A 23413-nucleotide genomic window follows, 5' to 3' on the forward strand; every position below is an offset into this window, starting at 1 on the left:
TCTGCAATGCTCGGCTCAACGTTTTGTGCACTTTGCACGGCGCCGGCAAGGACACCTCTCTCTACAACCCTTGCTCTGTCAGCCTTTTCAGAAAAGGTGCTGCTGGCATGCTAAATGCGATTGCACCCGGGTATCCCCAGGCAACGCCGACCTATCGGGGGGCGCCCTTTTGACAGCGCAGAGGTTCACCATGAACGCTATTGATCTTTTGAAAGCCGATCACGAAAAAGTGAAATCGATTCTTGCCCAGCTGAGTGAGTCCACTGAACGGGCAACCAAGAAACGCACTGAGTTGCTCGGAAAACTCGAACTGGAGATTGCGATCCACACCAAGCTGGAAGAACAAATTCTCTACCCTGCATTCAAGGCAGCGGGTGCCAAAGAACAAGACATCATGTACTTCGAAGCCAAGGAAGAGCACCGCACCGTGGACTCGCTGGTATTGCCGGATCTCAAACAGACCGATCCTGGTTCGACGGAATTTGCAGGAAGGGTGAAGGTGGTCAAAGAGCTCCTGGAGCACCATATCGAAGAAGAAGAAACCGAACTGTTTCCTCAAGCGAAGAAGCTCCTTGGAAAGGCCACGCTCGATGACCTCGGAGAACAAATGGAAGTGATGAAAGCCAGCTACAAAAAGGATTGGGCTGCGGGCAACGTTGCAGCCTGATCCCGACGGCACATAGCCCGGCCATTCGCCGGGCTTTGCTCAATAAAGAACTGTCAGCATTGAACCGTCACTGTCATTTGAGAGTAGGACTCACCTTCCCGCTGAAGACACTGAAGCCGAAGGTGTTGTAGATCAGCGTGACCGGGATCAGCACCGCGAATCCGACCAACATGAATACTTGGCTGTGGGAACTTGAGGCCGCAGCCTGCAAGGTTAAGTCCGGCGGAACGATAAGGGGAAAGAGCGCCACAATCATCAAGGCGAACGCCAATACAAAGACGCCCAACGCAGCGAACAGCGGCAAGGCATGCCAACGGCTGCGAAACCCCAACGCAAAACCGGCCAGCAAAGCAACCAGCAAGCTCATCGCCGGCATCCACACCCGCCAATCCGAAAGCCGTTGCGCATAGCGGGCGTCCAGTGTCGACGTCCACACGACTAACACGATCAACAGCGCCACGGTCACGATCGCCAAGGCCTTCGCCTGAAATCCGGAGCGTCGCTGGAGCTCACCGACAGTGCGCCAATACAACCAGCAAGCCCCCAGCCACGTGTAACCCACGACGAGCACAGCACCACAGAACAGCGGAAACAGGTTGAGCCACTCGATGCCGTCTCCGTTGTACTGCCCCGTTTCATGAGGTACGCCTTGCACGAGCGTGCCTAGCACGATTCCCTGCGTTGCGCCGACAAGCACCGAGCCACACAGCAGCAAGCCATCGACCCCGCGCTTGATGCCATCGCTGGGTGCGTAATCACGGAACTCCAAGGCGACCGCTCGCAAAATCAACGCCAAAAACATCAGGATAAAAGGCAGGTAAAGCGCCGGCAGCAGAATGGAATAGGCCGAGGGGAACAGGGCAAGTAGACCGCCACCTCCCAGCACCAGCCACGTTTCATTGGCGTCCCAGATGGGCAAAATCGTCACAGCCATGGCCCGCCGATCCTTGGCGCAGTGTGTCAAGCCCATCAATACCCCAACGCCCAGATCAGTACCATCGAGCAGCACATAGTTCATTACCGAGAACGCCAGGGCTCCAGCAGAAAGCAGAACAATCCAGTCAGTGTCCAACATGGGTTCAACTCCTCAGGATTGCCCTGTCTCGTCCGCCAGCGTCGGTTGTGGCCCGGGCTCGTCCTCGTGCGGTGGCTCGCGCAGTAGTCGCAGGAGTACCCACAGCCCAATGCCGAAGATCAGCAGGTAAAACACCAGAATCATCCAGATTGAACCCATCACCTGCTGGCGCGACACGGATGACAGGCTGTCAGTGGTGCGCAGCAATCCATAGACGGTGAACGGCTGGCGCCCCACCTCGGTCACCACCCAGCCACTGAGCATCGCCAGCAACCCGGCGGGAGTCAGCAGCACACAGCTGTGGAGCATCCAACGCGCGGCGTACAACCGTTGTCGCCAGCGCAACACCAGACTGGTCAGTCCCTGCCCCAGCATCAACAGGCCCAGGCCGACCATGACTCGAAAAGCGAAGAACACTGCGGGCACTGGGGGGATGTCTTCGGCAGGGAACTCATCCAGTGCGGCAATAGTGCCGGACAGGTCATGCCGCAGGTACAAAGAACCGATGCGCGGGATCGCCACTTCCCAGTGATTGCGGTGTTCGGCCATGTCGGGAATGGCAAACAGGCGCAGCGGTTCCCCCGCGCCTTCGGGCGGGCGCGTCCACGACCCTTCGATGGCGGCAACCTTTTGTGGCTGAACCTTGAGACTGTGCTGGCCATGCAGATCGCCTACGACGATTTGCAGGGGCGTCAGCACGGCAATCATCCACAGCGCCATGGAAAATTGCAGGCGCGCTCGCGGGTTTTGCGGCTGGTGCATGAGCTGCCAGGCGGTGACACCGGCCACCAGAGTGGCGGTACCCAGAAATGCCGCCAGCGTCATGTGGGCCAACCGAAAAGGAAACGACGGATTGAAAATGATCGCCCACCAATTCTCGGCAATGAAGCGGCCATCGGCGCCCACGGTATAACCGGCGGGTGTCTGCATCCAGGAATTGGCCGACAGGATCCAGAACGCACTGATCAACGAGCCTATGGCGACCGCGCAGGTGGCGAAGAAATGCAGACGCGGGCCGACCTTCTTCATGCCAAACAACATGATGCCGAGGAAGCCCGCCTCCAGAAAAAAAGCGGCGAGCACCTCGTAGAACATCAACGGGCCGAGGATATCGCCTGCCTGGGTCGACAGCCGCGACCAGTTGAGCCCGAACTGGTACTCCAGAATCAGCCCCGACGCCGTGCCTACCACCACATTGAGGGCGAACACCTTGAGCCAGTAACGATAAACATCCAGATAGATTTTGCTGCCACGCCAGAGCCAGAGCCCTTCCAGCACCAGCAGAAAATTGGCCAGCCCAACGGTAAGCGCGGCCAGCACGATATGAAAGCTGATGGTAATCGCAAACTGCGCGCGCGCGACCATCAGCACCGAATCAACGGCGTCCATGCTCACGACTCACGAGGGATCACCGAAATTTTTCCGTTGCGCTCGAGGATCGCAAACTTGATCTGATCCAGGTTTTCGATGCCTTGGCTCGACCGTGCCGCTTCCATGACATCGGCTTCCCCTACTCGCGCATGGCGCAAACGCCCGTGCAACAGCTTTCCGTTTTCAACGATAATCGTTGGCTCACCGGAAATCAGGCGCGACACCCAGTTCGAATGCTGTTTGAGCAGCGACAGTCCAACGTCAATGGCGATCAAGGTCACAATGACGATCAACGAATTGGTCAGTGAAAAGTCATCACCCAAGAGTGCCTGTTGTGTCGCCTCGCCGATCATCATCAGCAGCACGAAGTCGAAGGTGGTCAATTCGGATAGCGAACGTCGACCGGCAATCTTGAACAGCACCATGAGTGCCATGTACATCGCGGCGGCGCGCAATACCGAGTCCATAAATCACCTATGGGAGGATGTACTGATTGAAGTTCACTGCTTCTGCGCCAGGTAACTGCAGGCGTGTGCTGAACAATCCCGGCCCATCAGCCAGTAACGTCAGGTAAACGCTGGCATGACCTTGAGCGTCGGTTTGCAACCACAGTTTGAGACCTTGTCCTCCACTGCTGGCGCGCACAGGCTCAGGTTGCATTGTCTCGATACTGAAACCGTCCATTAGGTTGCCAGTGAGTTCAAGCTCAGCCGTGGAGTTCGAGATGCCCACGACGCTGATTTTCATAGCATTGGTGGAACCATTGCGGTGAAACAGTTCATATTCGACGCTGATTTTTCTATCGCTGCCATGGGCCTCCCGAGTACTCAAAGGCCCGTGCGAAAACAAACCAGCCAACGCCAGTAAAACCACCAGCACCATCCCATACCACCCCCATCGTTCGAATCGCCAAACCTTGACCTGATAGACCATATCCTCTCGGATAGGGTAGTCGCGGCTATTGAGATCGGATTGACGGACATCCTCAGACATGAGTGTGCCTATTTCCGGTCGTCGGCCAACGCGCGTTGATGAAAATGCGGTAGCAGCTGTAATGAGTGGTCTGCCGCCAAAAGCTGCACCTGACAGCGAGATCCAGTGAAACGATGCTCGTGGCTGAACACGCTCACACCCGACTCAGTTTGGTAGGCCCAGGCGAAGCAGATGGTACCGGCGGGTATCCCATCGACATCCTCAGGCCCGAGAATCCCTGTCGTCGCCACGGCTACATTGGCGGTGCTGTCATGCAAAGCACCCACTGCCATTTCCTGTGCGACTTCACAGCTGGTCAGATTGTAGGTTTCGATGGTGTAAGGGTTGACTCTCAATAACCGTTGCTTTGCCTCGGGTGAGTAGACAACGTAGCCACTCTCAATCAGCTCTCCACTGCCTTCCACTTCGGAGAGCAGCGTAATGATTTTTCCTGCCGTACAGGACTCTGCCGTAGTCAGCAGCAATGAATGTTCGCGCAGGTACTGAATAGTGTCGCCGGCGATAGACATGACAATTGTCCGCAAGGGTTATAGGCATTGACCCTTGCGACAACGGATCATTCCGTGAATCCTATCGTTTTTGCACGGACGAACGTTTGGATTCTTAGTCGACAAAAGGAGGTTGTGCAGAAGAATTTCAATAAGAGCCGAGGGTCTATCCCTATACCCGCCGGGCCAACATTCCGACATCTGTCGCCAAGCACCGAGTCCGGAATAGCTGCCTAGCTCTATGAAGCTGCCGTGTCCCGAGCTAGACCTGGCTCAGGGTTTGCACGGAGCAATAAGCCGAAATTGGAAGTAAATGTAATCGCATCGAAGATAGAAGAATGGTTCTTACACGGTGTAAAGGGAGGTCTTTTATGCCAGTCCATGTACGCATGAATTACATGAATGACACCTTTTTTGGGCCGATTTCCAAGAGTATTGACTGCGAGATTACCATCATCCCCATTACGCCCGGCGCCTTCCAGGTGCGGATGTTTCCTCCTGTACCCGATGATCTTCACAAGGCCCATACAGTTACGATAATGCGCTCTTCACAGCCACCATTGACTGGCACAGTAGTTGATGCACGCAGAATGGATAACGGAGAGCTCGAATTACAGATTGACGTTTGAGAAGCCCGCGACAGCACCTATGCATTCATTGCAGCCACTTGCTGCTTACGCCGGTCGACATCGAAAGGGTTACATAGTGACTCGCTGCGCTATGGAGATCCTCAAATGATCGGAGTCATCGTGCCGGTGCACAACGAAGAATTGTTGCTCAAAAAGGCATCGAATCGCTCCAGGCGGCATCTATCCTTCATCAATGAGCTCCAGGATCGGCTGTGGCAGTGCGTCTTTCGATGCCGAGATCACGGGGCGGGCCGCAAATTTTTCAGTAGGTTTTCAAGAACTGCAAAGCGGCTCGTGACCCCTACTCCCTGGTGGAGGACTCAATATCGAATTTCATGAGCAACTGACTCGGTACGCGGATAGCACTTGCAGCAGGCTGCTCTCATGTTCAGAGGCAGGCCAGATGCAGGAGTTCATTGAAATAAAACCCTTAATCACGAGGCCAGCCAATGACTAACTAACGCTGATCTGCAGACCGGATAACAGCATCACCCGCTTTCGAAATTAGCGCCGACAGATCCAAAGCATTGCGCAATGCCGCACCGCTGGCGGTGTTGTCGAAAATGCACCACGTCGTCGCACCTTCGACGGCCGAGATTTGAAGTTGGCTCGCGAGCTTTTCTAGGAACGGCCGGTCATAGGCGCTGTAGTAAATGCGAGGGGATCCATGCAATCGCCAATACTGCACTTCCCGCGCGCCTACCGGCGAAAAGTCAGTACTCAACCGTGACGGATCGGCAACCGCCTGGGATATCTGACAAGTCATCAACAAAGCCTTGGCGTCGACCCATGATTCGTGCCGGGGTTCCAATATGACCGGCCCGTCGTAGTGTTCTCTAAGGGTGTTGAAAAAACCTTCTGCTACCTTTTCATCAAAGGCCAATGAAGGTGGCAGTTGTACCAGCAAGCATCCCAAATGCGCTCCCAGCCCGGCACATTGTTCAAGGAATTGTTCCAGTGGCTGCTCAGTATTGGTCAAACGCAATTCATGGGTCATTCGCTTGGGCACTTTGACGCAAAAGCGAAATGCCTCAGGCACTGACTCGGCCCAACGCGCGTAGGTCTTCCGATGATGTGGGCGGTAGAACGAGCTATTGATTTCAACGCTATTCAAGTGCGAGGCGTATCGTTGCAAATGCGTACCGTTGTCCGGAAATGCTGCCGCGTGTTCGCGCCCCACGCTCCAACCCGCACACCCGATGAAAATCGTTTGACGGTTCAAAGGATCACCTACCGGCTTTCCGCGCCCAGCCTACAAGCTCGGAACTCCACGATTAGCGAAGTTCACTCCTGGCTCAATTGACTCGGTCAGAGGTTTCACGGGGGCCCCTGGGATCAGAATGACCTTGCGGCAATCCTCCTGGCGCTTATCAAAAATTTCGTAACCTTCGGCCACCTGCTCCAGCGACATGCGGTGAGTAATGATTTCCTCGGGATGCAGATGGCCCAGTTCAATATGTTCAAGCAGCTCGGGCAAATAGCGTTGAACGTGAGTTTGTCCCATCTTGAAGGTCAACCCCTTGTCAAATGCATCGCCAAATAGAAAACCGTGGATGAAGCCCGCATAAACCCCTGGTACGCTCACTACACCGCCGCGCCTCACGGCGGCGATGCACTGACGCAACGCCTTACCGCTACTGCCTTCCAGTTTCAGGGTTGCCAACACAGTTTCGGTGGTACTGCCCTTGGCCTCGAACCCCACGGCATCAATGACTGCATCCACCCCGCGCAGGCCGTGAGTCTGACGAATCAAGGTGTCAGCCGGATCGTCATCGTCATCGAAGTTGATGGGGATAACTCCGTAGGCCTTCTCGGCATAGGCCAAACGATAAGCATGGTGATCAATCATGAACACCTGCTCGGCGCCAAGCATGCGTGCACAGGCTGCGCTCAATAATCCGACTGGCCCAGCACCAAAAATCGCCAGGCTCGATCCTTTACCGACTTGTGCATTGATCACCGCCTGCCAGGCGGTGGGCAGAATGTCGGAGAGAAAGAGCACTCGCTCGTCCGGTAGCGTACCGGGCACCTTGAACGGGCCTGTGTTGGCCTTCGGTACCCGTACCAATTCGGCTTGACCACCAGGTACGCCTCCGTACAAACGGCTATAGCCGAACAAGGCAGCGCCGGGAGGGATGGCTTTCTTATTGAGATTGGCGCCGCGTCCGTCATTAGTGGTTTCGCAGGCCGCATACAGTTGCTGTTGGCAGAAAAAACAGTCGCCGCACGCGATGACGAATGGAATGACAACGCGATCACCGCGTTGCACCTGATTAACTGTTTTACCGGCGTCTTCAACGATCCCCATGAATTCGTGACCGAAAATATCGCCGTGCTCGACGGTGGGTATCTTGCCACGATATAGGTGCAGGTCGGAGCCGCAAATTGCCGTGGCGGTCACACGCAGGATGATGTCGTCAGGCTGCTCGATGACCGGGTCGGGGACAGTTTCAATCTTGACCTTGTGGGCGCCGTGATAAGTCATTGCTCGCATGGATAAGTGCTCCTTCGCCTGGTAGAACCTCAGCTGCTCCAATTAAGGAAGTTCAGACTCAGTGCGAGTTCAGCATGGATTGGCAGGATCGACTCAGTGTCGCATCCGCTGGGTGACACAAAAAAGTTCGGCAAATCTGCCCCCCATTCGGAAGGCCACTTGCGAGCCCTCCGTGGGAGCCAAACTTCATGAAGTCCCTAACCCTTTGGAAAGATCCGCAGAGGCGTTGGCTGCAGGGGGTGAGCCAGATTCCATTCTTGTCCGATCATTCACATGCTCAGTCGTCTTGGTGACGGTATCGCGCACCGCCTCGTAGCCTTCTTGCGCCTGCTGCTTCACCTTGTTCACCAAACCAGCACTTTTGCGCCCGAGATAGCGCTGCTCAGTCGTGGTCGTTGGCAACGCAGCCCCCAGCAACGCCCCTAAAGCGATTCCCGCTGCGGCCACCATCAGTGGTTGCTCCTTCAGCAAGTGATTGAGCTGCTGACCCAGCGCCTGGCTTTTGTGTGCGAACCGGTCACCCGTATCATGCGCAACGTGGCTGATGCTTTCGGCGGCAGTGCCGACGTTTTCGCCGACTGTGGAGACCTTGTCTCGAAGCGACTGAAAGCCACTCTTCAAGACGTCGGTTGTCTGATGCAGATGGTCGCGTGCGGTGTTAATGCCGTCTGCCAACTCATCGGCCCACTCTCCTACCCTGCCCTGATCAGGCCCAAAGCGATACGCGGGAATGGCCATTGAAGGCCGATTTTGCCCCATGATCAGCCACAGCAATCCAACCGAAGTCAGCACTGCGGGAACAGGGTTGTTGCGCACGCTAGTGCCGAGATTGCTCAGGAAAGTAGTGCCATTGTTCTGTATCATGCCCCAGGCTTGGTCGAACATTTGCCCAGGCGTGAATTTGCTTTCCAACGCATCAACGATGTTGCCAATGCTGGCCCGCTGTGCATCGATCTCACGTTCGATCTGTTCGGGGCTTTTTTCCGATTCGATGTCCAATTCGCTTTTCATGTAACTTTCCTCCTTAGCGCTTCCTGATCTTTATTCAAAGCGTCCAGCGTACGGTCAGGCTTGAAGTGGGACGGCTCGAATTGTTTTTTGCCGGATTGCAGCATGGCGAAACCGACGATCACTACCACCACACCGACAATCAGCGCGGCCAGCCAAGGCGCCATGACGGTACTCAGCCCATAAACCGCTGACATCAGCAGAATGATGAAACCCGCCAATAGCACGATTGCACCTCCGGCCACTGCAGCGATCCCCGCCTTCAGGGTGTTCAGGCTGGCCTGCAATTCTGCCTTGGCCAGCGCCAACTCCTTGGTAAACAGAGCAGGCACCTCTCGGGACAACTGGCGCAACAAGCCGACCATCGAAGCATCATCAGGCGTCGAAACCGGTCTTGAGCGCGGCAGTTCTGTATCTTCTCTGTTCATCACAGGTCTCCTTTCAGGTTTGACGAACCCGCTGACACTGAGGAGATGTAGTCCGAACGGTGATCCTCCTCGTTCGGTGACGCGGGTGTGATGCCGGTGGCCAAACCGGAATTCGAATCAGTGTGTGGGGTTATGGGTGAGTGATATGGACGTTGGGCACCAAAACCGCCCGAGGGAGGTATCGAGCGGCTCGCGGTTGAATCGCCTGCAGCGTCAAGAGTCGCAGTCGACGTGCCTGCCTTCAAAAATCGCGACAGGCCAAAGCCCAGGGCGATGCTCCCGGCTATGAACAGCGTCGGGTTGCTGCGTGCCAGATCAGCGGCGTCATGGAGGAGCTGTTCGGCGCTCTTGCCGCGTAAATTTCCGGCGAGCCCACTCATAGACTCCGCCATGTCACTGAGGTAGTCGGACATACCCAGCGTGTCCTTTTCTTCAAGTTCGGAAACAAAGGACTTCGCCCCTTTTGCCAAGGCATCAATCTGATCGGCGGCGGTGTCGCGGTATTCACCGAACTGAGTATCAGCCTGCTGGCGAACACCGCCCAACGCCTCGGTGACATTCTCTTTGAGATCCTGAAAAGCGTGCTCTGGATTGCCTGGGTCAGGGCTATTGGCCTGCGCTCCCGCGCTGTTATCTGAAGTATTCATATCATCCCTCGCCTTCTGGTTGAAAAGCGTTGCGGGAGTTCGTAGCAAAATGCCCTGAGCCCCCTCATAACAGAGGACGGAACGCCTTAATTCGGAGTTCAAAACGAATGATGAACGTTAAGTGTTATTCGTCGAACAAAGGCGTGCCGACGGCCCTTACTGAGAGTTCGGTGGTGATCGGCCATGGATGATGCAGAGTGCTCACTTGGTTTCCAGAAGCAATTGATCAACCACTTCTGAGAGTGCTGCAGGGACACTGAGGCCGCTGTTAATAGCATTTTCGAAGACAGATCGCTGTCGCCCTGCGCTGGTGTCGCAATGGATTATTTGCCGAGCCTTCGCAAAGACGTTCTCGACACCGAGCCATCGAGCGGTATTTCCCAAGATTTGCTCGGCCCTCAAAAGCCATTGATCAATCGTGAAAGGCCGTTCGTAACCTTCAACGAGAAAAGCTGCGTGGATACCAAACCTTTTCGCTCTCCAGCGATTTTCCATCAGTATCCACCTGGATTGCTGCGAGTAAGCCGCCCCTGGGTCGGGGTGCTCAATAGCGTAGGCAATCAACAACCGGAAGAAGCTGGCAATAGTCAGCGCATCATCTAAACGCGGGCATGCGTCTGTCATTCGTAATTCCAGCGTCGGGAATCTGACCGAGGGTCGTACTCCCCACCAGCACTCACCTGGATTTCTCACCGAGCAGGTTGAAATCAAAAAAGCAACGTAGGCTTCATAGGCAGGTTCATCCACAAAGTATTCCGGAATACCCATCCGAGGCCATTCATCACAAGCTGTCTGACGGTAACTGGCAAATCCACTATCAAAACCTTCCCAAAAGGGAGAGGAGCTACTCAAAGCCAGTAGTAAGGGTGTCCATGGAAGTACCTCGTTCATAACCCGAACTCGATCCAGGTGAGTCGGAATTTCTACATGCACGTGCAGACCAGACAGCAAACTGCGTCGAGCTACCTGTTGATAATCTTTGAACAGCTGCTGGAAATGATCCTCGTCTGTTGGTTGCTGCGCACACCAGTTACCCAAGGGATGACTACCGGCGCAAAGCAGCCCTAAGTCGAAGGATTGAAGGGTACGATTCAATGCACCTCGGGCATGAGCGAGAAAATCCGCCGCCTGCGCTAGGTCAGTAAACACAGGCGACGCCACTTCGATTTGTGCCTGAAACATTTCATATGCAAAGCTTTGACCCAGTGCAGTCTTGCATTTGTCACTCACTACGACGGGAAGCTTTCTTGGCATCTGGTTTGTGACCAGATCAGTAATGAAATACTCCTCTTCAATACCGAACCTCAGTTGACGGTACATTGCTTCCACTCCCTAAATGGAATCCTGGTAAGCCGACGATATTGACGCTCCACACATTCCCTTATGTGAATAAACCGGGTGATAGTCCTCACCTGCTACTGCACGCAAGTAAGCAAGATCAGCTTCGAGCGTAAGTCCCTCCACTCCTCCCAAATGACGATACCCAGACGATCCAACTCAACCGCTTGGCGAAGCAGCTCCTCATGATAGGCGTCCGGGCGTTCCCTACGCAGAGCGCTGTCCCCGAACACGCGATGCCAAGATTCCAGGCCAATGAGCCTTCGTTCCTGAACGGGAGTCAGTTGGTTTTCAAAGGCTTTCATATTCGCCTCATCGTGCCAGTGTTTTTAAATGGATGCGGAGTATTGGCACCCCGTTCGTGCCGGCCGACCAGAGGTGGTAAGTCGGTAGATCAAGGCAGATTGCCGGGACTGATAAAAGATCTTGAGCTCGCTTGCACCACGCTTGGTTAGGCAGGCACTCAAGGGCATCCAAACTCATGGAATTTTCGAGAAATGGCACACCCGTCGACTTCCCTAGACTTCCCTAAATCACGCGCTGGAGGCACATCCTGCTCGAGCGCTCTAGCAAATTGTGTCGGCTATCGGTAGGCGCTCAACTCTTTTGAATTATCGTGGAGAGGATCTCTCTGACTTAAATACTGAGAAAAGTCAGCAGGCCTCCCATGACATCATTACAGCATCTACCCGAGCCCGCGCCTGAGGCGCCCACCCCCTCAGGTACTCATTTTTCGCTCTACACTCGACTGATTCGAACGTCTGCTGACGTCGATCAGGACAGCGTGCGCCATTACCTCCAAAATCAACTGGAGGCTGCGAGAACTCTCCCGAGTAATCTTCCTACCGACGTTACTGAAATTTCGGGCTGGGTTACCGGCAACAGCCAATCCGTGGCCAAGCTTTACAGTAAATATCTGGAAGGTCGACGAGCCGGAGGCAACAGGAAATATTTCACAAATAAGGCTCATGCCCTGTTTTTTCTTCAGCATGTCGCGCCGAGCAAACTGGTTGACGGCGCATGGTTGTACGGAAGTGTCAGACATGCCGATGACTGGCGATTTCGCGGCCTGATCCGCACGTATTTAGAGGAACTGGGCGATGGCGATCCAACTCTCAATCATGTCCTACTCTACCGCAACCTTCTCAATGAACACGACTGCGCGCCGGTCGCCCCGCTTGATGACATTCTGTATTTGCAGGGCACGACACAGCTAGCCCTCGGAAGGCTTGCAGACGAGTTCCTGCCGGAGATGCTCGGCTACAACCTCGGGTACGAACAGTTGCCTCTGCATCTTCTGATCACTGCTTTTGAGCTCAATGAGCTTGGCATCGATCCACATTACTTTAGGCTCCATGTCACCATCGACAATGCCAGTTCGGGACATGCACTCAAGGCCGTCGAGGCCGTTATGAATTTGCTTCCAAGTGACGAAACGAAAGAGGTATTTCTGGAGCGCTTGCGCGCTGGTTACCTGCTCAATGATCTTGGGACAAATTCCACTGAAGTGATTCGCTCGTTTGACCTGGAGCAGGAAGTCATCGCTATGCTAGAGAACAAGGCGATCTTCGGCCAGCACATGCATTCAGACTACTGCCGGTTGGAAGGACACACTATCAATCAGTGGCTTGCCACCCCAGGTCAGTGCATGCCACTGCTTATGGCCCTTCAATCCAAAGGCTGGATCAAGCGACATCAAGACCCAAAGTACAGCCGCTTCTGGCAACTGATTGATGGCCCAGGTGCAGTGATGTTCGGCGTCTTCAATGGCTATGAAAAACAACTGTTGAACGATTGGATTTCAGGCAATTGGCAAGCACCTGCAGCGAAACCAGCCGATCCATTTCGAAACCATTTCCGTCGTCGCAGTGCTCAACGCCCGGCTAAGGAACTGTTCACATTGCCCGGATCTCAATCCGTTGAAAATCTCATAGCGCTAATGACCCCGGACTTACACCCAACACCGGAAGGATTAGCCGCAACTAGGATCTTTTCTCAACGTAATTCTCGGGGGGCCTCATATTATGAATCACCACGATAGGATGACCTTAGATCCGGAAAAGTTTGAATCGGACAATGAGAGTCATGACGCCCTGCTGCAATTGGGGCAACGCCTGCTATCGGAGCACTATCGATTCGTGACAGTCACGCCATTGACTCATCAACGGGTCAATGATCGGACAGCAAATTGCGAGGCACGCAGCCTGAGAGATGTATTTGGCTGGAGCCGCCCTTTTGCGGCCGGCTTGCTTACAGAGCAGGAGCACAAGGCGTTGCTTGATACCGGCGTTCTGCGCGCCGACGGTAACATGTGGATGAGTAACGTACGTTGGTCAAGCCTCGATCACTCGCTCTTCGTCCATTCCAGCTTTCCTACTTTGGCCAACGATTCGGTATTTTTCGGCCCGGACACTTATCGATTCGCTCAGGCAATCGAGGATTTTCTTCGTACTTCCGTGCATCCGATACAAACTGCTGTGGATATTGGCTGCGGGAGCGGAGTCGGTGCCATTCTGATTGCCCGGGCGAGACGAAGCTCGCGAGTACTCGCGCTGGACATCAACCCCACCGCGCTGAAATACACTGACGTCAATGCCTCTCTGGCCGGCGTCGACAATGTATATGTCTGCCACAGCGATATCCTTGCAGGCACATCAGAGAATTTCGATTTGATCGTTGCCAATCCGCCGTACATGCAAGATACAGAGCAGCGCGCTTACCGGCATGGCGGCGAGCACCTGGGATCGGAGCTGTCAGTGCGAATCCTCAAACAATCGATAGAGCATTTATCACCGGGTGGCAGCTTGGTTCTCTATACCGGTGCTTCCTTTGTTGATGGCGTGGATTTATTTCTTGAGCAGTCACTCTCCTTGATCAACAGATCGGATCTAGCCTGGATTTATCGAGAGATTGATCCTGACGTTTTTGGTGAAGAACTGGAGACAGAAACGTACCATGAGGCCGAACGAATCGCTGCGGTCGTTCTCACGGTCACCCGGAAGGAGTGAATTCCAATCATGATGTTTTGGCTCGTTGAATCAACCAGCGATTATGGTCAGTGACCCGATGGATTGGCTCCTGACGCCAACTGCCCCATATCGAGAAACCACCGTTCAGCTCTCTCTTTTCTCCTGCTGAATCTTTGAATTTTTTCGTCGCCAGCTAATCCTTTGGCTATGAGCGTGAGGAGGAACTCATGGGTCGCACAGATATTTTCATCATTGAATACAAACTTCATGGACAGCCGAAATCTTTCATCATCCGCGCCAAGATCATGCGCAATGAAGATGCGTGGCATTGGGCAAGCTGCGATGCCGGCATAGCGCCTATACCTAAACCAGGAAAGCCGCCGCTAAAGGTTGTCACTAAACCTCAAGCTGAAAAATACGGGATCACGGATGTTAAATGGCGTGAAACCGCCGCTTTGGATTGGAATGATAGTTATTAAATCCGATGAGTAGCCATTCCATTGGGGTGCAGCAGGCAGTCGGCCTGCAGACGATGCATGCCAGCAGGCCGAGCAAATTTATCATTGTTCGCCTCGCGTATCTCCGTGACTGTGTTGGCCACCAATTCGAGCCTTCTCAGTCTTGTCAGTTGCCACGTTGGCATTTGGTACACCGTCAAGTCCGGGATCTTTGACTTTCAGAGGTCGGAAAAGCCGTGATGCGGTTTCTGTTTTTTGGTGATGTCCATTCACTCTTGAGCAAAACAGATGTCATCTTTATGGGTATCTCGCGCCTAATCGTTGTCTTCTTTTTAAAGACCGATGGGTTACTCGTCGCTAATGCGTAAAATACGCAGCACAGATTGAAGCACGGTAGCTCTAGCTCATGTCTGTCCTCCTAAAGTGGCAGTCGGGTCGAGTTTGACTTTGATCCAACCTGTCTGATGTTTATCGAACGATTTGAAAGCGGAAATTGCATCGGTCAACGGTTCGATCTGAGTGAGAATTTTTGAAGGGTCAACCCGTCCTGCTAGGGTCATTTCGATGAGCCCGGGAATGTATTTTCGGTGGTGACAATTGCCCATATTGATCCGAAGATTCTTGTTCATAGCGGCGCCAATCGGGAAATTGTCGAATCCTGCCGGATACACGCCGATGATGGAAATCGTCCCTGCCTTCGCCACTGTTTCTACTGCCCATTGCAATACCTGGGAGGGTTCATCCCCTGCTTGCCACTGCGCTTGCTCATGAGTCTCACCATGATGCACGTGATTGGCGTCGATACCCACGGCATCAACTGCCCGATCCACCCCTATGTCTCCTGTTAGCCGAGCGATGGTTTCTACTGGGTCTTCATCTTCGAAGTTGATGCACTCAGCGCCTAAAGCTTTGGCGCGGGCCAGCCTGTCGTCCAAACCATCGATGGCGAAAACTCTGGCAGCCCCCATCAATTTGGCACTGACAATGGCGAACAGTCCCACGGGGCCACAGCCAAACACAGCAACAGTATCGCCATCCTTGATCTCGGCCATTTCAGCTCCAAACCAGGCTGTCGGAAAAATATCTGACATGGCGATGGCTTGGTCATCGGTGATTTCCTCGGGAAGTTTGATCAGACCAATGTTAGCAAACGGGATGCGCGCTTTTTCGGCCTGGAGTCCATTGAACGGGCCGGTGGTTTTCGGGCCGCCAAAGAACGCCGTGCCCGCTGTACTTCCATTGGGATTGGCCACGTCGCACTGGGAAAAATACCCAGCGCGACAGTAGGAGCAGTTACCGCAGGCGATAGTGGAAGGAATCACTACCCGATCACCGACCTTAAGATTGCGCACGTCGTCGCCGACTTCCTCAATGATGCCCACGCCCTCATGACCAAGAATGGTGCCGGCTTGCATGTCTGGGGCGCTGCCACGGATAAAATGCAGATCCGTTCCGCAAATAGCCGAGGCTGTGAGTCTGACGATGGCATCGGTGGATGATTGAATGGTTGGATCGGGAACATCGTCCAGTCTGATGTCGCCCACGCCATGAAATACGACTGCTTTCATTTGTTCATCTCCGCGACTTTGTGAAGTCCGTAGAGGGTTGAGAAAGCAGTGAAGACAAGGTTTCATCAAAAACAGAGGCTGCCTGATAAACGGTGTCATCAAGAAACCTCGGAATCAAAAGGCAAGGCGGCGATCCGGAGAGTAAGGGTGCTCACAGTGAAGATGAAGATCCGGCCATGTATACCCCTGGCTCGATTGCAGAACTTGGCAGCGATGGATTCAACGGGTTGGATTAGTTCCGCCTTTGCTGTGTTCAGATGATATCGGCCCTTCCTTGATGGCTCGTGGGCCAGCAACACCCCATGCGATCAATCCAAGTACAGGGAACACGAACAGTCCAATGGCCCAGGCGGCTTTTATCCCCACTGCTTTATCGCTACGAAATACGCTGACGATAGCCCAAAGATCCACAAGCAGGATAACCACCGCCATGGCGATCGCGAAGTAACTGGTCACTTCAGACATAGCCCAAACCTCCCGAGGTTGAAATGCTTAGGCAACTGGAGATTTTAAGTGTTCAAAGCAAACTCGCCTACGCCTGGGTAGAGCTAGGAAAGGCCTGGGATGAACGGCATGAGATCCACCGACGCTCGGTCAAGCTGATTGAACCTAGGTTGAGCACGCCCATCGAACAATAAAGTCTACTTTGGTGAAGCCATGACCAACGAGGACACCCTGCTGCGCCAACGCAAAGTACTGGCCGAGTTTGGCGAGTTAGCCCTTGCTTCAGACGATCTTGAGCACATCCTCGATGAGGCATGTCGATTGGTGGGTGAAGCGCTCGAAACAAACCTGGCCAAGTTCATGCTGCTACAAGAAGACGGGGTTACCTTCCTGGTCAGCAATGGCGTAGGCTGGAAAGCAGATGTGGTTGGGAAAGTTCAAGTACAGGCGTGCGAAGGAAGCCCGGAACTGTATTCACTTAAGACAAACGCCCCGGTCATTTCGACTGACATTTCTACCGAGTCACGATTCCGCTATCACGAATTCCAAGTAAAAAATGGAGTGAAGGCTTTTGTGAATGTGCTGGTTCGCGGCGCTAACGAGGAACGCCCCTTCGGGATTTTTGAGGTGGATAGTCGACGTCCGCGTAAGTTTAGAGAAAGTGATATCGATTTTCTCAGGGTATACAGCAACCTCTTAGGGGCGGTTTTAAAACGCTCAAAAACCCTTCAAATCATGCGGTGCACCGAAAATAAACTCCGTGAAAGTGAACGGCATAACCGTATAGCGGCCGAAATGAATCTGCTCTGGCCTTGGACAGCAGACAAGGCAGGTGATCTGATTTCAATAGATTCGCGCTGGTATGAATATACCGGCTTAGCGTCCACAAGTACTTTAGGACGAGGATGGGTCGATGCCATTCACCCAGAGGATCGCGGATCGATTGCCAAGCTATGGGATCAATCAATATCCACATTGCAACCTTTCGATTTACCTATCCGGTTAAAAAAACGTAGTGGTGAGTATCGCTGGTTCAGAATGCGCGCCCTTTGTAGTTTTGACCCCGTTGAACAAAGTGAGCAATGGTACGGCACTGTGGAAGATGTAGATGATCGAGTTCAGCTGGAGAATGCACTTCGGGATTGGAACGATTTACTCGAGGATCGAATCGCTAAACGTACTCGGCAGCTTGAGGCCGAGCAACATGAACGCGCGATAGCAGAATCCAAGCTTCGACAAAGTCAAAAAATGGAAGCAGTGGGCCAGCTTACGGGCGGGATAGCTCATGACTTCAATAACTTATTGGCTGGCATTATCGGTAGTCTGGAACTAATGCAACGCCGCATCGACGCTGGCCGTCTCAGCGACTTGGGCCGCTACAACTCCGTCGCTATGACTTCTGCATCGCGGGCGGCTGCGTTAACGCAACGCCTTTTGGCATTTTCCAGGCAGCAGTCACTCGAGCCAGAGCTTCTGGATCCTAGAAAAGTAGTGGCGGGCCTGGAAGAAATGATCCGGCGATCGGTCGGCCCAAGCATCATTGTCGAATGCTCATTCAAAGCTAATGATCGCATTCGTTGTGACCTTAATCAGCTAGAGAATGCGCTGCTCAATCTCGCCATCAATGCGCGAGATGCTATGCCGGATGGAGGAAAGCTCGCACTTGAGGTTGACCGATGCATTATCGATCAAACGGAATCCATCGAGAAAATGATGCCTCCTGGAACATATGCCAGCATCGCAGTGACGGACACTGGTACAGGCATCAGTCCTGACAACTTGTCGCGTATTTTCGACCCGTTTTTCACCACCAAAAAGATTGGGGAAGGAACCGGTTTAGGCCTTTCCATGATTTACGGTTTTACCCAGCAATCTGGTGGACAGATCAGGGTTCACAGCACCCAGGATGTTGGCACCACAGTAACTCTATATTTTCCAATCGAAAGCTCGCAGCCAAATGAAACCAAGCCAATCTCCGGCGAAACTCAACGAGTGGAATCAAACGGCCATAACGAAACCATTTTGCTGGTGGATGATGAAGCGGCTATACGGCAAATGGTGTCCGAGTTTTTGACCGAAACGGGCTATCGCGTTATCGAAGCAGTAGATAGCGTATCTGCCATCAAACAAGCTGAAAAACTGGAACAGCTGGATTTACTGCTCACGGATATCGGCTTGCCCGGATTGATGAACGGCATCAATTTGGATGCTGAACTCAAAGCGAAATATCCGCAACTAAAGACGCTTTTCATCACCGGCTTCGCTGGTGGCGCCAAGTTGGTTCCGTCCAACGCCGCCACACAGCTACTGACCAAGCCTTTCAGTCTCAATGAGCTGGGTTCGCGAGTGCATTCGTTGATTAATGGGAATCAATAGATCGGCTCGTCAAAGGCCTGAAAAAATAACAGAGCCCTGTTAGCGCAGGGCTCCAGAGTTATTATCCGGAGTCAATAGCATTATCCGTCTCCTCTCGCACCCGGTCAGGGTCTAGCCCGGCATCGTCATCATCAAGCGGACGCGTCCCTTCGTTATCCGGCAGGTCGCCAATCCCCTCCTCTCTCATTGGGTCAACTTCAGTGCGGCCAAGACTCAATGGATCAGGTGATGATGGCATCGGGTCGTCCTCCCCCATACCGCCTTGCAGGCTCGGATCGTTGTTCATACGATCCAAATTTCGTTGTGCAGGCAATGGAAGCCCAGCACCACAATGGGAAGCGCTGCCACCATGGTTCCCATATCACAATTCCTGACACCGGGTTTCCCCGTCACTCGGGTGGTTGACTCGGTTGAGTCTGAAACGTAGTCCGAATTCGGCGACGTCATCCAGTAACCTCTTCGAGCCACTCACCGGCCAACGTTATGTCTATGGCTGCTGGCGCAATGCTGAGAGCAAGCGTTCATTGCTGGTTGAAGTATGCGCATCGGTATTGCTGGCTGGATGCCAATACGCGATCAATCGTCGTGTAGGGCGAGGGTGATACCGTTAGCGGCTGAGATCACTTCGAACGATACCTTTCCGAGCTCTGAGCACTGGCTTTGTTAGCTCGGAACGCACAATAACTGCGATAGAAGTCTTCTGCTGATTCGATAGGTCGTCAGTTTCGGTTGGATGGCTTGGTGTACCCGTCAGACACGCGTCATCGCATGGCACTGCAGGGCACTGCAGGGCATGAAAATTATATTGCGCTCGCCAAAAGCTATACAGAAACCTATAGTTGTACAAATTGTGTCGAGCTTTAGATTATTATGTCTCCTTCGGAAAGACTTATCGCCTGGCACGAAACGTGGAGCCTTTCGCGGGCCACCCTCATTTGCAAATCATGTCTGGCGACGCAATCTGAACTCGATAGGGAAAACGACTTTCCCCATCACTCCACGTGTTCGAAATCGACTTACTCGAGGCAGCGTCCCTGGGACGAACTCGATGCAATTCAACATGCCCTCCCTCCTTACAAATGATCAATTACCCAGACCAAAATTGAGGAAAATCACCGCCGTGTCAGGCGACAGGATCACTTAAGTAGAGGTAGAGCCGCTCGACTTGCTTGGCAAGGTACCTATTACCGAGGAATCGACGAAACCAGGAACGTTCCATCCATCATCAAGGAGATGCTCGACTGATTAGGTGAGCCGGGGGCCATTAGCCCGAACGAGCGAGCTCTCCATTTACGTCACCTCGCAGCTTAGCTATGGGCATAGCTCACAATGATTTGAACACAACCTCCCCCTACCTCCCGCCAAGTCTATGTCCTCATGCAGAGATTCAAAAAACGTTGGAAACAATGTCTGGAACCAAAGCTCGTACAAGCTAAAACAGACGCGCACGCAAAACCCTCCTGGAGAACGGATTCGGGCGAATGGAGCTTTCCGCCTATCGTAAACTCGATTATTCAAAGCACTCAGTCGATCATTGAAACGCGTTCCTATCGGATGCCCGATGACGAAATGCTGCAAGATGACCAAGGCGCTCTCCCTGAGTTCTACCGCTGATGAAGGCTATACTACAATCGGCGTAAGTCTCCTTCGCAACGAACCCATCGCCTGTTATCTCACACGCTACTATGCGGTTCTGCTCGAGGAACTGGTGTCCACCATGGAGGTAGTAAACTCCGATCGATAAGGTCACGCAAATGGGTAGCGCGATCAGCCAAAAAATCATCCCGGTCAACCTGTCAACCGCAATAAACCAGCGCAGTCATCACGTTGGGTGGATATCGACCGACGCTTTTGAGCGATACATAGACGATATAAATGACGTCTTTAACGCGGTTGGCGTTTGAGAACAAAAAATTATTTCTACCCTGCTTGAATCGTTTTTCTGACGTCGCTATATATTTTGTACGCGATGCCGAAACCGGGTCGCGTTATAAATCACTTGGAGAAAACTCAGGAGATTTAGCTATGGCCACTACCTTTTCGTTAGCCCCCCTGTTCCGTCAGTCGGTAGGCTTCGATCGTTTCAACGACCTTTTTGAATCCGCGCTTCGCAGCGAGGCGGCCTCGACTACCTATCCACCTCATAACGTCGAAAAGCATGGCGACGATCACTATCGAATCGTCATAGCGGCGGCGGGTTTGACTGAGGATGATCTGGACATTCAAGTTGAGAAAGAGGTTTTGACCATCGCCGGCGGCAAGCGAGAAAACGATAAGGAGGCGATTTACCTACACCAAGGTATCGCACAACGGGCATTTCGACTGTCTTTCCGTTTAGCGGATCACATTGAGGTTCAAAATGCTTCGCTGGAAAATGGTCTATTGAGCATTGACCTGCTGCGGGTTGTTCCAGAGGAAGCTAAACCTAAGCGCATCAATATAGATGGCCCGGGGAAGTCTGATCTGAAACAGCTCAACTAACAGCTACATACGAGGCGCTCTTCGGAGCGCCTTTTTTACCGACCAAGCTTCTTTTTCCGGTGCGTGATGCCAGGCATCAAAGGCGTGCAGTCTCATCTCCTGAACCGGTGAAATCCGTCTGCGGGCATTCATACATACTCGAATCCGAATATTTCTTAGTGGAGCGGTCAACAAAAGAATAGGTTCACAACGGTGATGACGTTCAGGGCGGTGGCCCGTATCAAAATCTCCTGTTGGCGAAATCGCGTCTCGAGTTCACGTTTGTAGTCTGGCCAACAAAGCTTCTCAATCCCTTTACCCGCTTCATAAACATAATCTCGTCTTCTGCCCTTTCATTTCAGTTTTGCAAAAGCACACCTCTTGCAGACACGCCCCCAGCGCTCAAACAATTGCTTTTGCCCACGCCTGAACTCATCCGATGGTTAAAGAGTTCCATCACTCAAATTGAGTGACAAAAAAATCTGATCCAGTGTATGACCGTATCTCCAGAGCCTGGTTAAAAACACCGGTGCTGGTTCCGGCCCTACTTCTAAAGTATTCATGTAATTCCTCGCCTTCTGGTTGGAAACGCACCTAGAACTGCGAACCTGGATTGCCCTTAGCTCCTCACAGCAAAAGACGAAGACGCCCAGTTTGGAGCTCAAAGCAGATTTTCAGGAAGCAGCCAGCTCCAACAAATGATCCACGGCGAAATGAATCACGAGTAGCCGATGTGCCATGGCCTGAAGCCAATTAATAAAGACTATTATGTCTGCAAATATTCATTATCCTCCCTATTATCGGTGCCGTTTGTCATCGCCGTAAAACTTAACCCGGCAGTGGATTGGTCGAACTATTACGGTGAAAGAAGGTTGTGAACCAAACAGTAGGACGCTCATTATGAAAATAGCGCAAATTGCCCCTTTATATGAGTCCGTTCCACCCTCGCTGTATGGAGGTACCGAAAGGGTAGTTGCACATTTGACAGATGCATTGGTAGAGCTAGGAAATGAAGTAACCTTATTTGCCGCCAATGGGTCACACACAGCTGGCGTCTTGGTAACGGGTCGAGATCAAGCGCTGAGATTGGATAAAACACCGCTAAAGTCTGAACTTGCCAGTCATTTAAGCTTGCTTTCAGAGGTACAGCGTCGAGCTGGCGAGTTCGATGTTTTGCATTTTCACATTGACCTATTGCACTTTCCTTTTTTTGAAGATATTTCGAATAAAGTATTGACCACCCTTCATGGCAGACTGGATATGAAAGATCTTGATGGTGCTTATGCGCGATGGCATCGCTATCCTCTGGTATCCATCTCTCAGCATCAACGTACGCCACTGCCAGATGCAAACTGGATCGACACAATCTATCACGGCTTATCACATACCAGCTTAAGCCTGCATCAAAGTGCAGGCCATTATTTAGCGTTTCTCGGAAGAATATCGCCTGAAAAACGCCCTGATCGCGCAATTAGCATCGCCCGCGCTGCCGGCTTGCCATTAAAGATCGCCGCAAAAATTGATGCCGCTGATCATGAATATTTCGAACAGCACATATGCCCTTTACTCGCGTTACCGGGCGTTGAATATATCGGAGAGATAGGAGATCATGAAAAATCCGACTTCCTGGGAAACGCCATAGCCTTATTATTTCCCATAGATTGGCCCGAACCATTCGGTTTAGTCATGATCGAAGCCATGGCCTGTGGTACACCGGTCATCGCCTGGAATTGTGGTTCCGTCCCCGAAGTGGTTGATCATGGGGTAACAGGCTTCATAATCGATAGTGAAGAAGAGGCTGTGGTCGCTACCCGTCAGGTACTTGAACTTGATCGACAGGTAATACGTGACGTATTCGTCAGACGTTTTTCTGCCAGGGTGATGGCTCAGCGGTATGTCGACCTCTATCGAATTCTTACCGGAGGTTGATTCTCGTGATGCTTTCGAGCTAATCCCATGACAAACACATCTTGCACTCCCGATTCTCCCGAATCTCCCGA

General features: G+C 52.8%; 21 protein-coding genes and 1 pseudogene. 7 read left to right on the forward strand and 15 right to left on the reverse strand.

Going from position 1 to position 23413, the window contains the following annotated elements:
* Positions 1 to 190 precede the first annotated feature (190 nt).
* Positions 191 to 667, forward strand: a complete 477-nt coding sequence (locus BJ917_RS01430; protein WP_121101215.1) for a hemerythrin domain-containing protein — start codon at positions 191 to 193, stop codon at positions 665 to 667.
* A 73-nt stretch (positions 668 to 740) separates the two neighbouring features.
* Here BJ917_RS01430 and cydB read toward each other — a convergent pair whose 3' ends face one another.
* The 12 genes and pseudogenes from cydB to BJ917_RS32135 all read right to left on the reverse strand — a co-directional run bounded on the left by cydB (position 741) and on the right by BJ917_RS32135 (position 11443).
* Positions 741 to 1742, reverse strand: a complete 1002-nt coding sequence (gene cydB / locus BJ917_RS01435) for a cytochrome d ubiquinol oxidase subunit II (RefSeq protein ID WP_121101218.1) — start codon at positions 1740 to 1742, stop codon at positions 741 to 743.
* A 12-nt stretch (positions 1743 to 1754) separates the two neighbouring features.
* Positions 1755 to 3131, reverse strand: coding sequence for a cytochrome ubiquinol oxidase subunit I (locus BJ917_RS01440; RefSeq protein ID WP_121101221.1), 1377 nt, complete (start codon positions 3129 to 3131; stop codon positions 1755 to 1757).
* Between the two features lie 2 nt (positions 3132 to 3133).
* Positions 3134 to 3580, reverse strand: coding sequence for a DUF421 domain-containing protein (locus tag BJ917_RS01445; RefSeq protein ID WP_121101224.1), 447 nt, complete (start codon positions 3578 to 3580; stop codon positions 3134 to 3136).
* A 7-nt stretch (positions 3581 to 3587) separates the two neighbouring features.
* A complete protein-coding gene (locus BJ917_RS01450) occupies positions 3588 to 4106 on the reverse strand; it encodes a hypothetical protein (protein WP_121101227.1) in 519 nt (172 codons plus the stop codon).
* A gap of 8 nt (positions 4107 to 4114) precedes the next feature.
* Positions 4115 to 4615: a CinA family protein gene (locus tag BJ917_RS01455; RefSeq protein WP_121101228.1), complete on the reverse strand. Its 501-nt coding sequence runs from the start codon at positions 4613 to 4615 to the stop codon at positions 4115 to 4117.
* A 1065-nt stretch (positions 4616 to 5680) separates the two neighbouring features.
* Entirely contained in the window at positions 5681 to 6445 is a 765-nt protein-coding gene (locus BJ917_RS01465; RefSeq protein ID WP_121101234.1) for a DUF72 domain-containing protein, read from the reverse strand.
* A gap of 30 nt (positions 6446 to 6475) precedes the next feature.
* On the reverse strand, positions 6476 to 7717 hold the full coding sequence (locus BJ917_RS01470; protein ID WP_121101237.1) for a zinc-dependent alcohol dehydrogenase: 1242 nt from the start codon (positions 7715 to 7717) through the stop codon (positions 6476 to 6478).
* Positions 7718 to 7903: 186 nt separating this feature from the next.
* A complete protein-coding gene (locus tag BJ917_RS01475; RefSeq protein ID WP_121101242.1) occupies positions 7904 to 8728 on the reverse strand; it encodes a DUF3618 domain-containing protein in 825 nt (274 codons plus the stop codon).
* Positions 8725 to 9153: a phage holin family protein gene (locus BJ917_RS01480; RefSeq protein WP_121101244.1), complete on the reverse strand. Its 429-nt coding sequence runs from the start codon at positions 9151 to 9153 to the stop codon at positions 8725 to 8727. Before BJ917_RS01480 ends, BJ917_RS01475 begins: the two co-directional genes overlap by 4 nt.
* On the reverse strand, positions 9153 to 9800 hold the full coding sequence (locus BJ917_RS01485) for a hypothetical protein (RefSeq protein ID WP_121101246.1): 648 nt from the start codon (positions 9798 to 9800) through the stop codon (positions 9153 to 9155). Before BJ917_RS01485 ends, BJ917_RS01480 begins: the two co-directional genes overlap by 1 nt.
* Positions 9801 to 10001: 201 nt before the next feature.
* Positions 10002 to 11120, reverse strand: a complete 1119-nt coding sequence (locus tag BJ917_RS01490) for a carboxylate-amine ligase (protein WP_121101248.1) — start codon at positions 11118 to 11120, stop codon at positions 10002 to 10004.
* 12 nt (positions 11121 to 11132) lie between these two features.
* Positions 11133 to 11443: pseudogene (locus BJ917_RS32135) on the reverse strand (hypothetical protein).
* A gap of 362 nt (positions 11444 to 11805) precedes the next feature.
* Here BJ917_RS32135 and BJ917_RS01500 point away from each other — a divergent pair.
* The 3 genes from BJ917_RS01500 to BJ917_RS01510 all read left to right on the forward strand — a co-directional run bounded on the left by BJ917_RS01500 (position 11806) and on the right by BJ917_RS01510 (position 14586).
* Positions 11806 to 13179, forward strand: a complete 1374-nt coding sequence (locus BJ917_RS01500; RefSeq protein ID WP_121101251.1) for an iron-containing redox enzyme family protein — start codon at positions 11806 to 11808, stop codon at positions 13177 to 13179.
* A gap of 1 nt (position 13180) precedes the next feature.
* The gene (locus BJ917_RS01505; protein WP_121101253.1) at positions 13181 to 14146 is read left to right on the forward strand and encodes a class I SAM-dependent methyltransferase; all 966 of its coding nucleotides are present in this window, start codon (positions 13181 to 13183) and stop codon (positions 14144 to 14146) included.
* Between the two features lie 188 nt (positions 14147 to 14334).
* A complete protein-coding gene (locus tag BJ917_RS01510; protein WP_121101256.1) occupies positions 14335 to 14586 on the forward strand; it encodes a DUF6555 family protein in 252 nt (83 codons plus the stop codon).
* A gap of 383 nt (positions 14587 to 14969) precedes the next feature.
* Here the strand turns inward: BJ917_RS01510 and BJ917_RS01515 are convergent, their stop codons facing one another.
* Positions 14970 to 16133 (reverse strand): zinc-dependent alcohol dehydrogenase, encoded by a 1164-nt coding sequence (locus tag BJ917_RS01515; RefSeq protein ID WP_121101258.1) that lies wholly within the window; start codon positions 16131 to 16133, stop codon positions 14970 to 14972.
* Positions 16134 to 16352: 219 nt separating this feature from the next.
* Entirely contained in the window at positions 16353 to 16598 is a 246-nt protein-coding gene (locus BJ917_RS01520) for a PLD nuclease N-terminal domain-containing protein (RefSeq protein ID WP_121101262.1), read from the reverse strand.
* 192 nt (positions 16599 to 16790) lie between these two features.
* Here BJ917_RS01520 and BJ917_RS01525 point away from each other — a divergent pair, with 192 nt between their 5' ends.
* Entirely contained in the window at positions 16791 to 18953 is a 2163-nt protein-coding gene (locus BJ917_RS01525) for an ATP-binding protein (protein WP_121101265.1), read from the forward strand.
* A 61-nt stretch (positions 18954 to 19014) separates the two neighbouring features.
* Here BJ917_RS01525 and BJ917_RS01530 read toward each other — a convergent pair whose 3' ends face one another.
* Positions 19015 to 19239 (reverse strand): hypothetical protein, encoded by a 225-nt coding sequence (locus BJ917_RS01530; protein WP_121101268.1) that lies wholly within the window; start codon positions 19237 to 19239, stop codon positions 19015 to 19017.
* Positions 19240 to 20978: 1739 nt separating this feature from the next.
* Here BJ917_RS01530 and BJ917_RS01540 point away from each other — a divergent pair.
* Together BJ917_RS01540 and BJ917_RS01545 are read left to right on the forward strand one after the other, a co-directional pair.
* A complete protein-coding gene (locus BJ917_RS01540) occupies positions 20979 to 21434 on the forward strand; it encodes an Hsp20 family protein (RefSeq protein ID WP_121101273.1) in 456 nt (151 codons plus the stop codon).
* 879 nt (positions 21435 to 22313) lie between these two features.
* Entirely contained in the window at positions 22314 to 23342 is a 1029-nt protein-coding gene (locus tag BJ917_RS01545) for a glycosyltransferase family 4 protein (protein WP_121101276.1), read from the forward strand.
* Positions 23343 to 23413: the final 71 nt, after the last annotated feature.

Source organism: Pseudomonas sp. WPR_5_2 (assembly GCF_003634475.1).
In the GTDB taxonomy this organism is placed as follows: Bacteria; Pseudomonadota; Gammaproteobacteria; order Pseudomonadales; family Pseudomonadaceae; genus Aquipseudomonas; species Aquipseudomonas izuensis.

Excerpts from the sequence above, each read along its gene's own strand:
- BJ917_RS01530 (WP_121101268.1), bottom strand. The coding sequence starts at position 19,239 with ATGAACAACGATCCGAGCCTGCAAGGCGGTATGGGGGAGGACGACCCG.
- BJ917_RS01485 (WP_121101246.1), bottom strand. The coding sequence starts at position 9,800 with ATGAATACTTCAGATAACAGCGCGGGAGCGCAGGCCAATAGCCCTGAC.
- BJ917_RS01520 (WP_121101262.1), bottom strand. The coding sequence starts at position 16,598 with ATGTCTGAAGTGACCAGTTACTTCGCGATCGCCATGGCGGTGGTTATC.
- BJ917_RS01430 (WP_121101215.1), top strand. The coding sequence starts at position 191 with ATGAACGCTATTGATCTTTTGAAAGCCGATCACGAAAAAGTGAAATCG.
- BJ917_RS01545 (WP_121101276.1), top strand. The coding sequence starts at position 22,314 with ATGAAAATAGCGCAAATTGCCCCTTTATATGAGTCCGTTCCACCCTCG.
- BJ917_RS01505 (WP_121101253.1), top strand. The coding sequence starts at position 13,181 with ATGACCTTAGATCCGGAAAAGTTTGAATCGGACAATGAGAGTCATGAC.
- BJ917_RS01490 (WP_121101248.1), bottom strand. The coding sequence starts at position 11,120 with ATGTACCGTCAACTGAGGTTCGGTATTGAAGAGGAGTATTTCATTACT.
- BJ917_RS01455 (WP_121101228.1), bottom strand. The coding sequence starts at position 4,615 with ATGTCTATCGCCGGCGACACTATTCAGTACCTGCGCGAACATTCATTG.
- BJ917_RS01470 (WP_121101237.1), bottom strand. The coding sequence starts at position 7,717 with ATGCGAGCAATGACTTATCACGGCGCCCACAAGGTCAAGATTGAAACT.
- BJ917_RS01440 (WP_121101221.1), bottom strand. The coding sequence starts at position 3,131 with ATGGACGCCGTTGATTCGGTGCTGATGGTCGCGCGCGCGCAGTTTGCG.
- BJ917_RS01515 (WP_121101258.1), bottom strand. The coding sequence starts at position 16,133 with ATGAAAGCAGTCGTATTTCATGGCGTGGGCGACATCAGACTGGACGAT.
- BJ917_RS01500 (WP_121101251.1), top strand. The coding sequence starts at position 11,806 with ATGACATCATTACAGCATCTACCCGAGCCCGCGCCTGAGGCGCCCACC.
- BJ917_RS01510 (WP_121101256.1), top strand. The coding sequence starts at position 14,335 with ATGGGTCGCACAGATATTTTCATCATTGAATACAAACTTCATGGACAG.
- BJ917_RS01540 (WP_121101273.1), top strand. The coding sequence starts at position 20,979 with ATGGCCACTACCTTTTCGTTAGCCCCCCTGTTCCGTCAGTCGGTAGGC.
- BJ917_RS01450 (WP_121101227.1), bottom strand. The coding sequence starts at position 4,106 with ATGTCTGAGGATGTCCGTCAATCCGATCTCAATAGCCGCGACTACCCT.
- BJ917_RS01445 (WP_121101224.1), bottom strand. The coding sequence starts at position 3,580 with ATGGACTCGGTATTGCGCGCCGCCGCGATGTACATGGCACTCATGGTG.
- cydB (WP_121101218.1), bottom strand. The coding sequence starts at position 1,742 with ATGTTGGACACTGACTGGATTGTTCTGCTTTCTGCTGGAGCCCTGGCG.
- BJ917_RS01475 (WP_121101242.1), bottom strand. The coding sequence starts at position 8,728 with ATGAAAAGCGAATTGGACATCGAATCGGAAAAAAGCCCCGAACAGATC.
- BJ917_RS01480 (WP_121101244.1), bottom strand. The coding sequence starts at position 9,153 with ATGAACAGAGAAGATACAGAACTGCCGCGCTCAAGACCGGTTTCGACG.
- BJ917_RS01525 (WP_121101265.1), top strand. The coding sequence starts at position 16,791 with ATGACCAACGAGGACACCCTGCTGCGCCAACGCAAAGTACTGGCCGAG.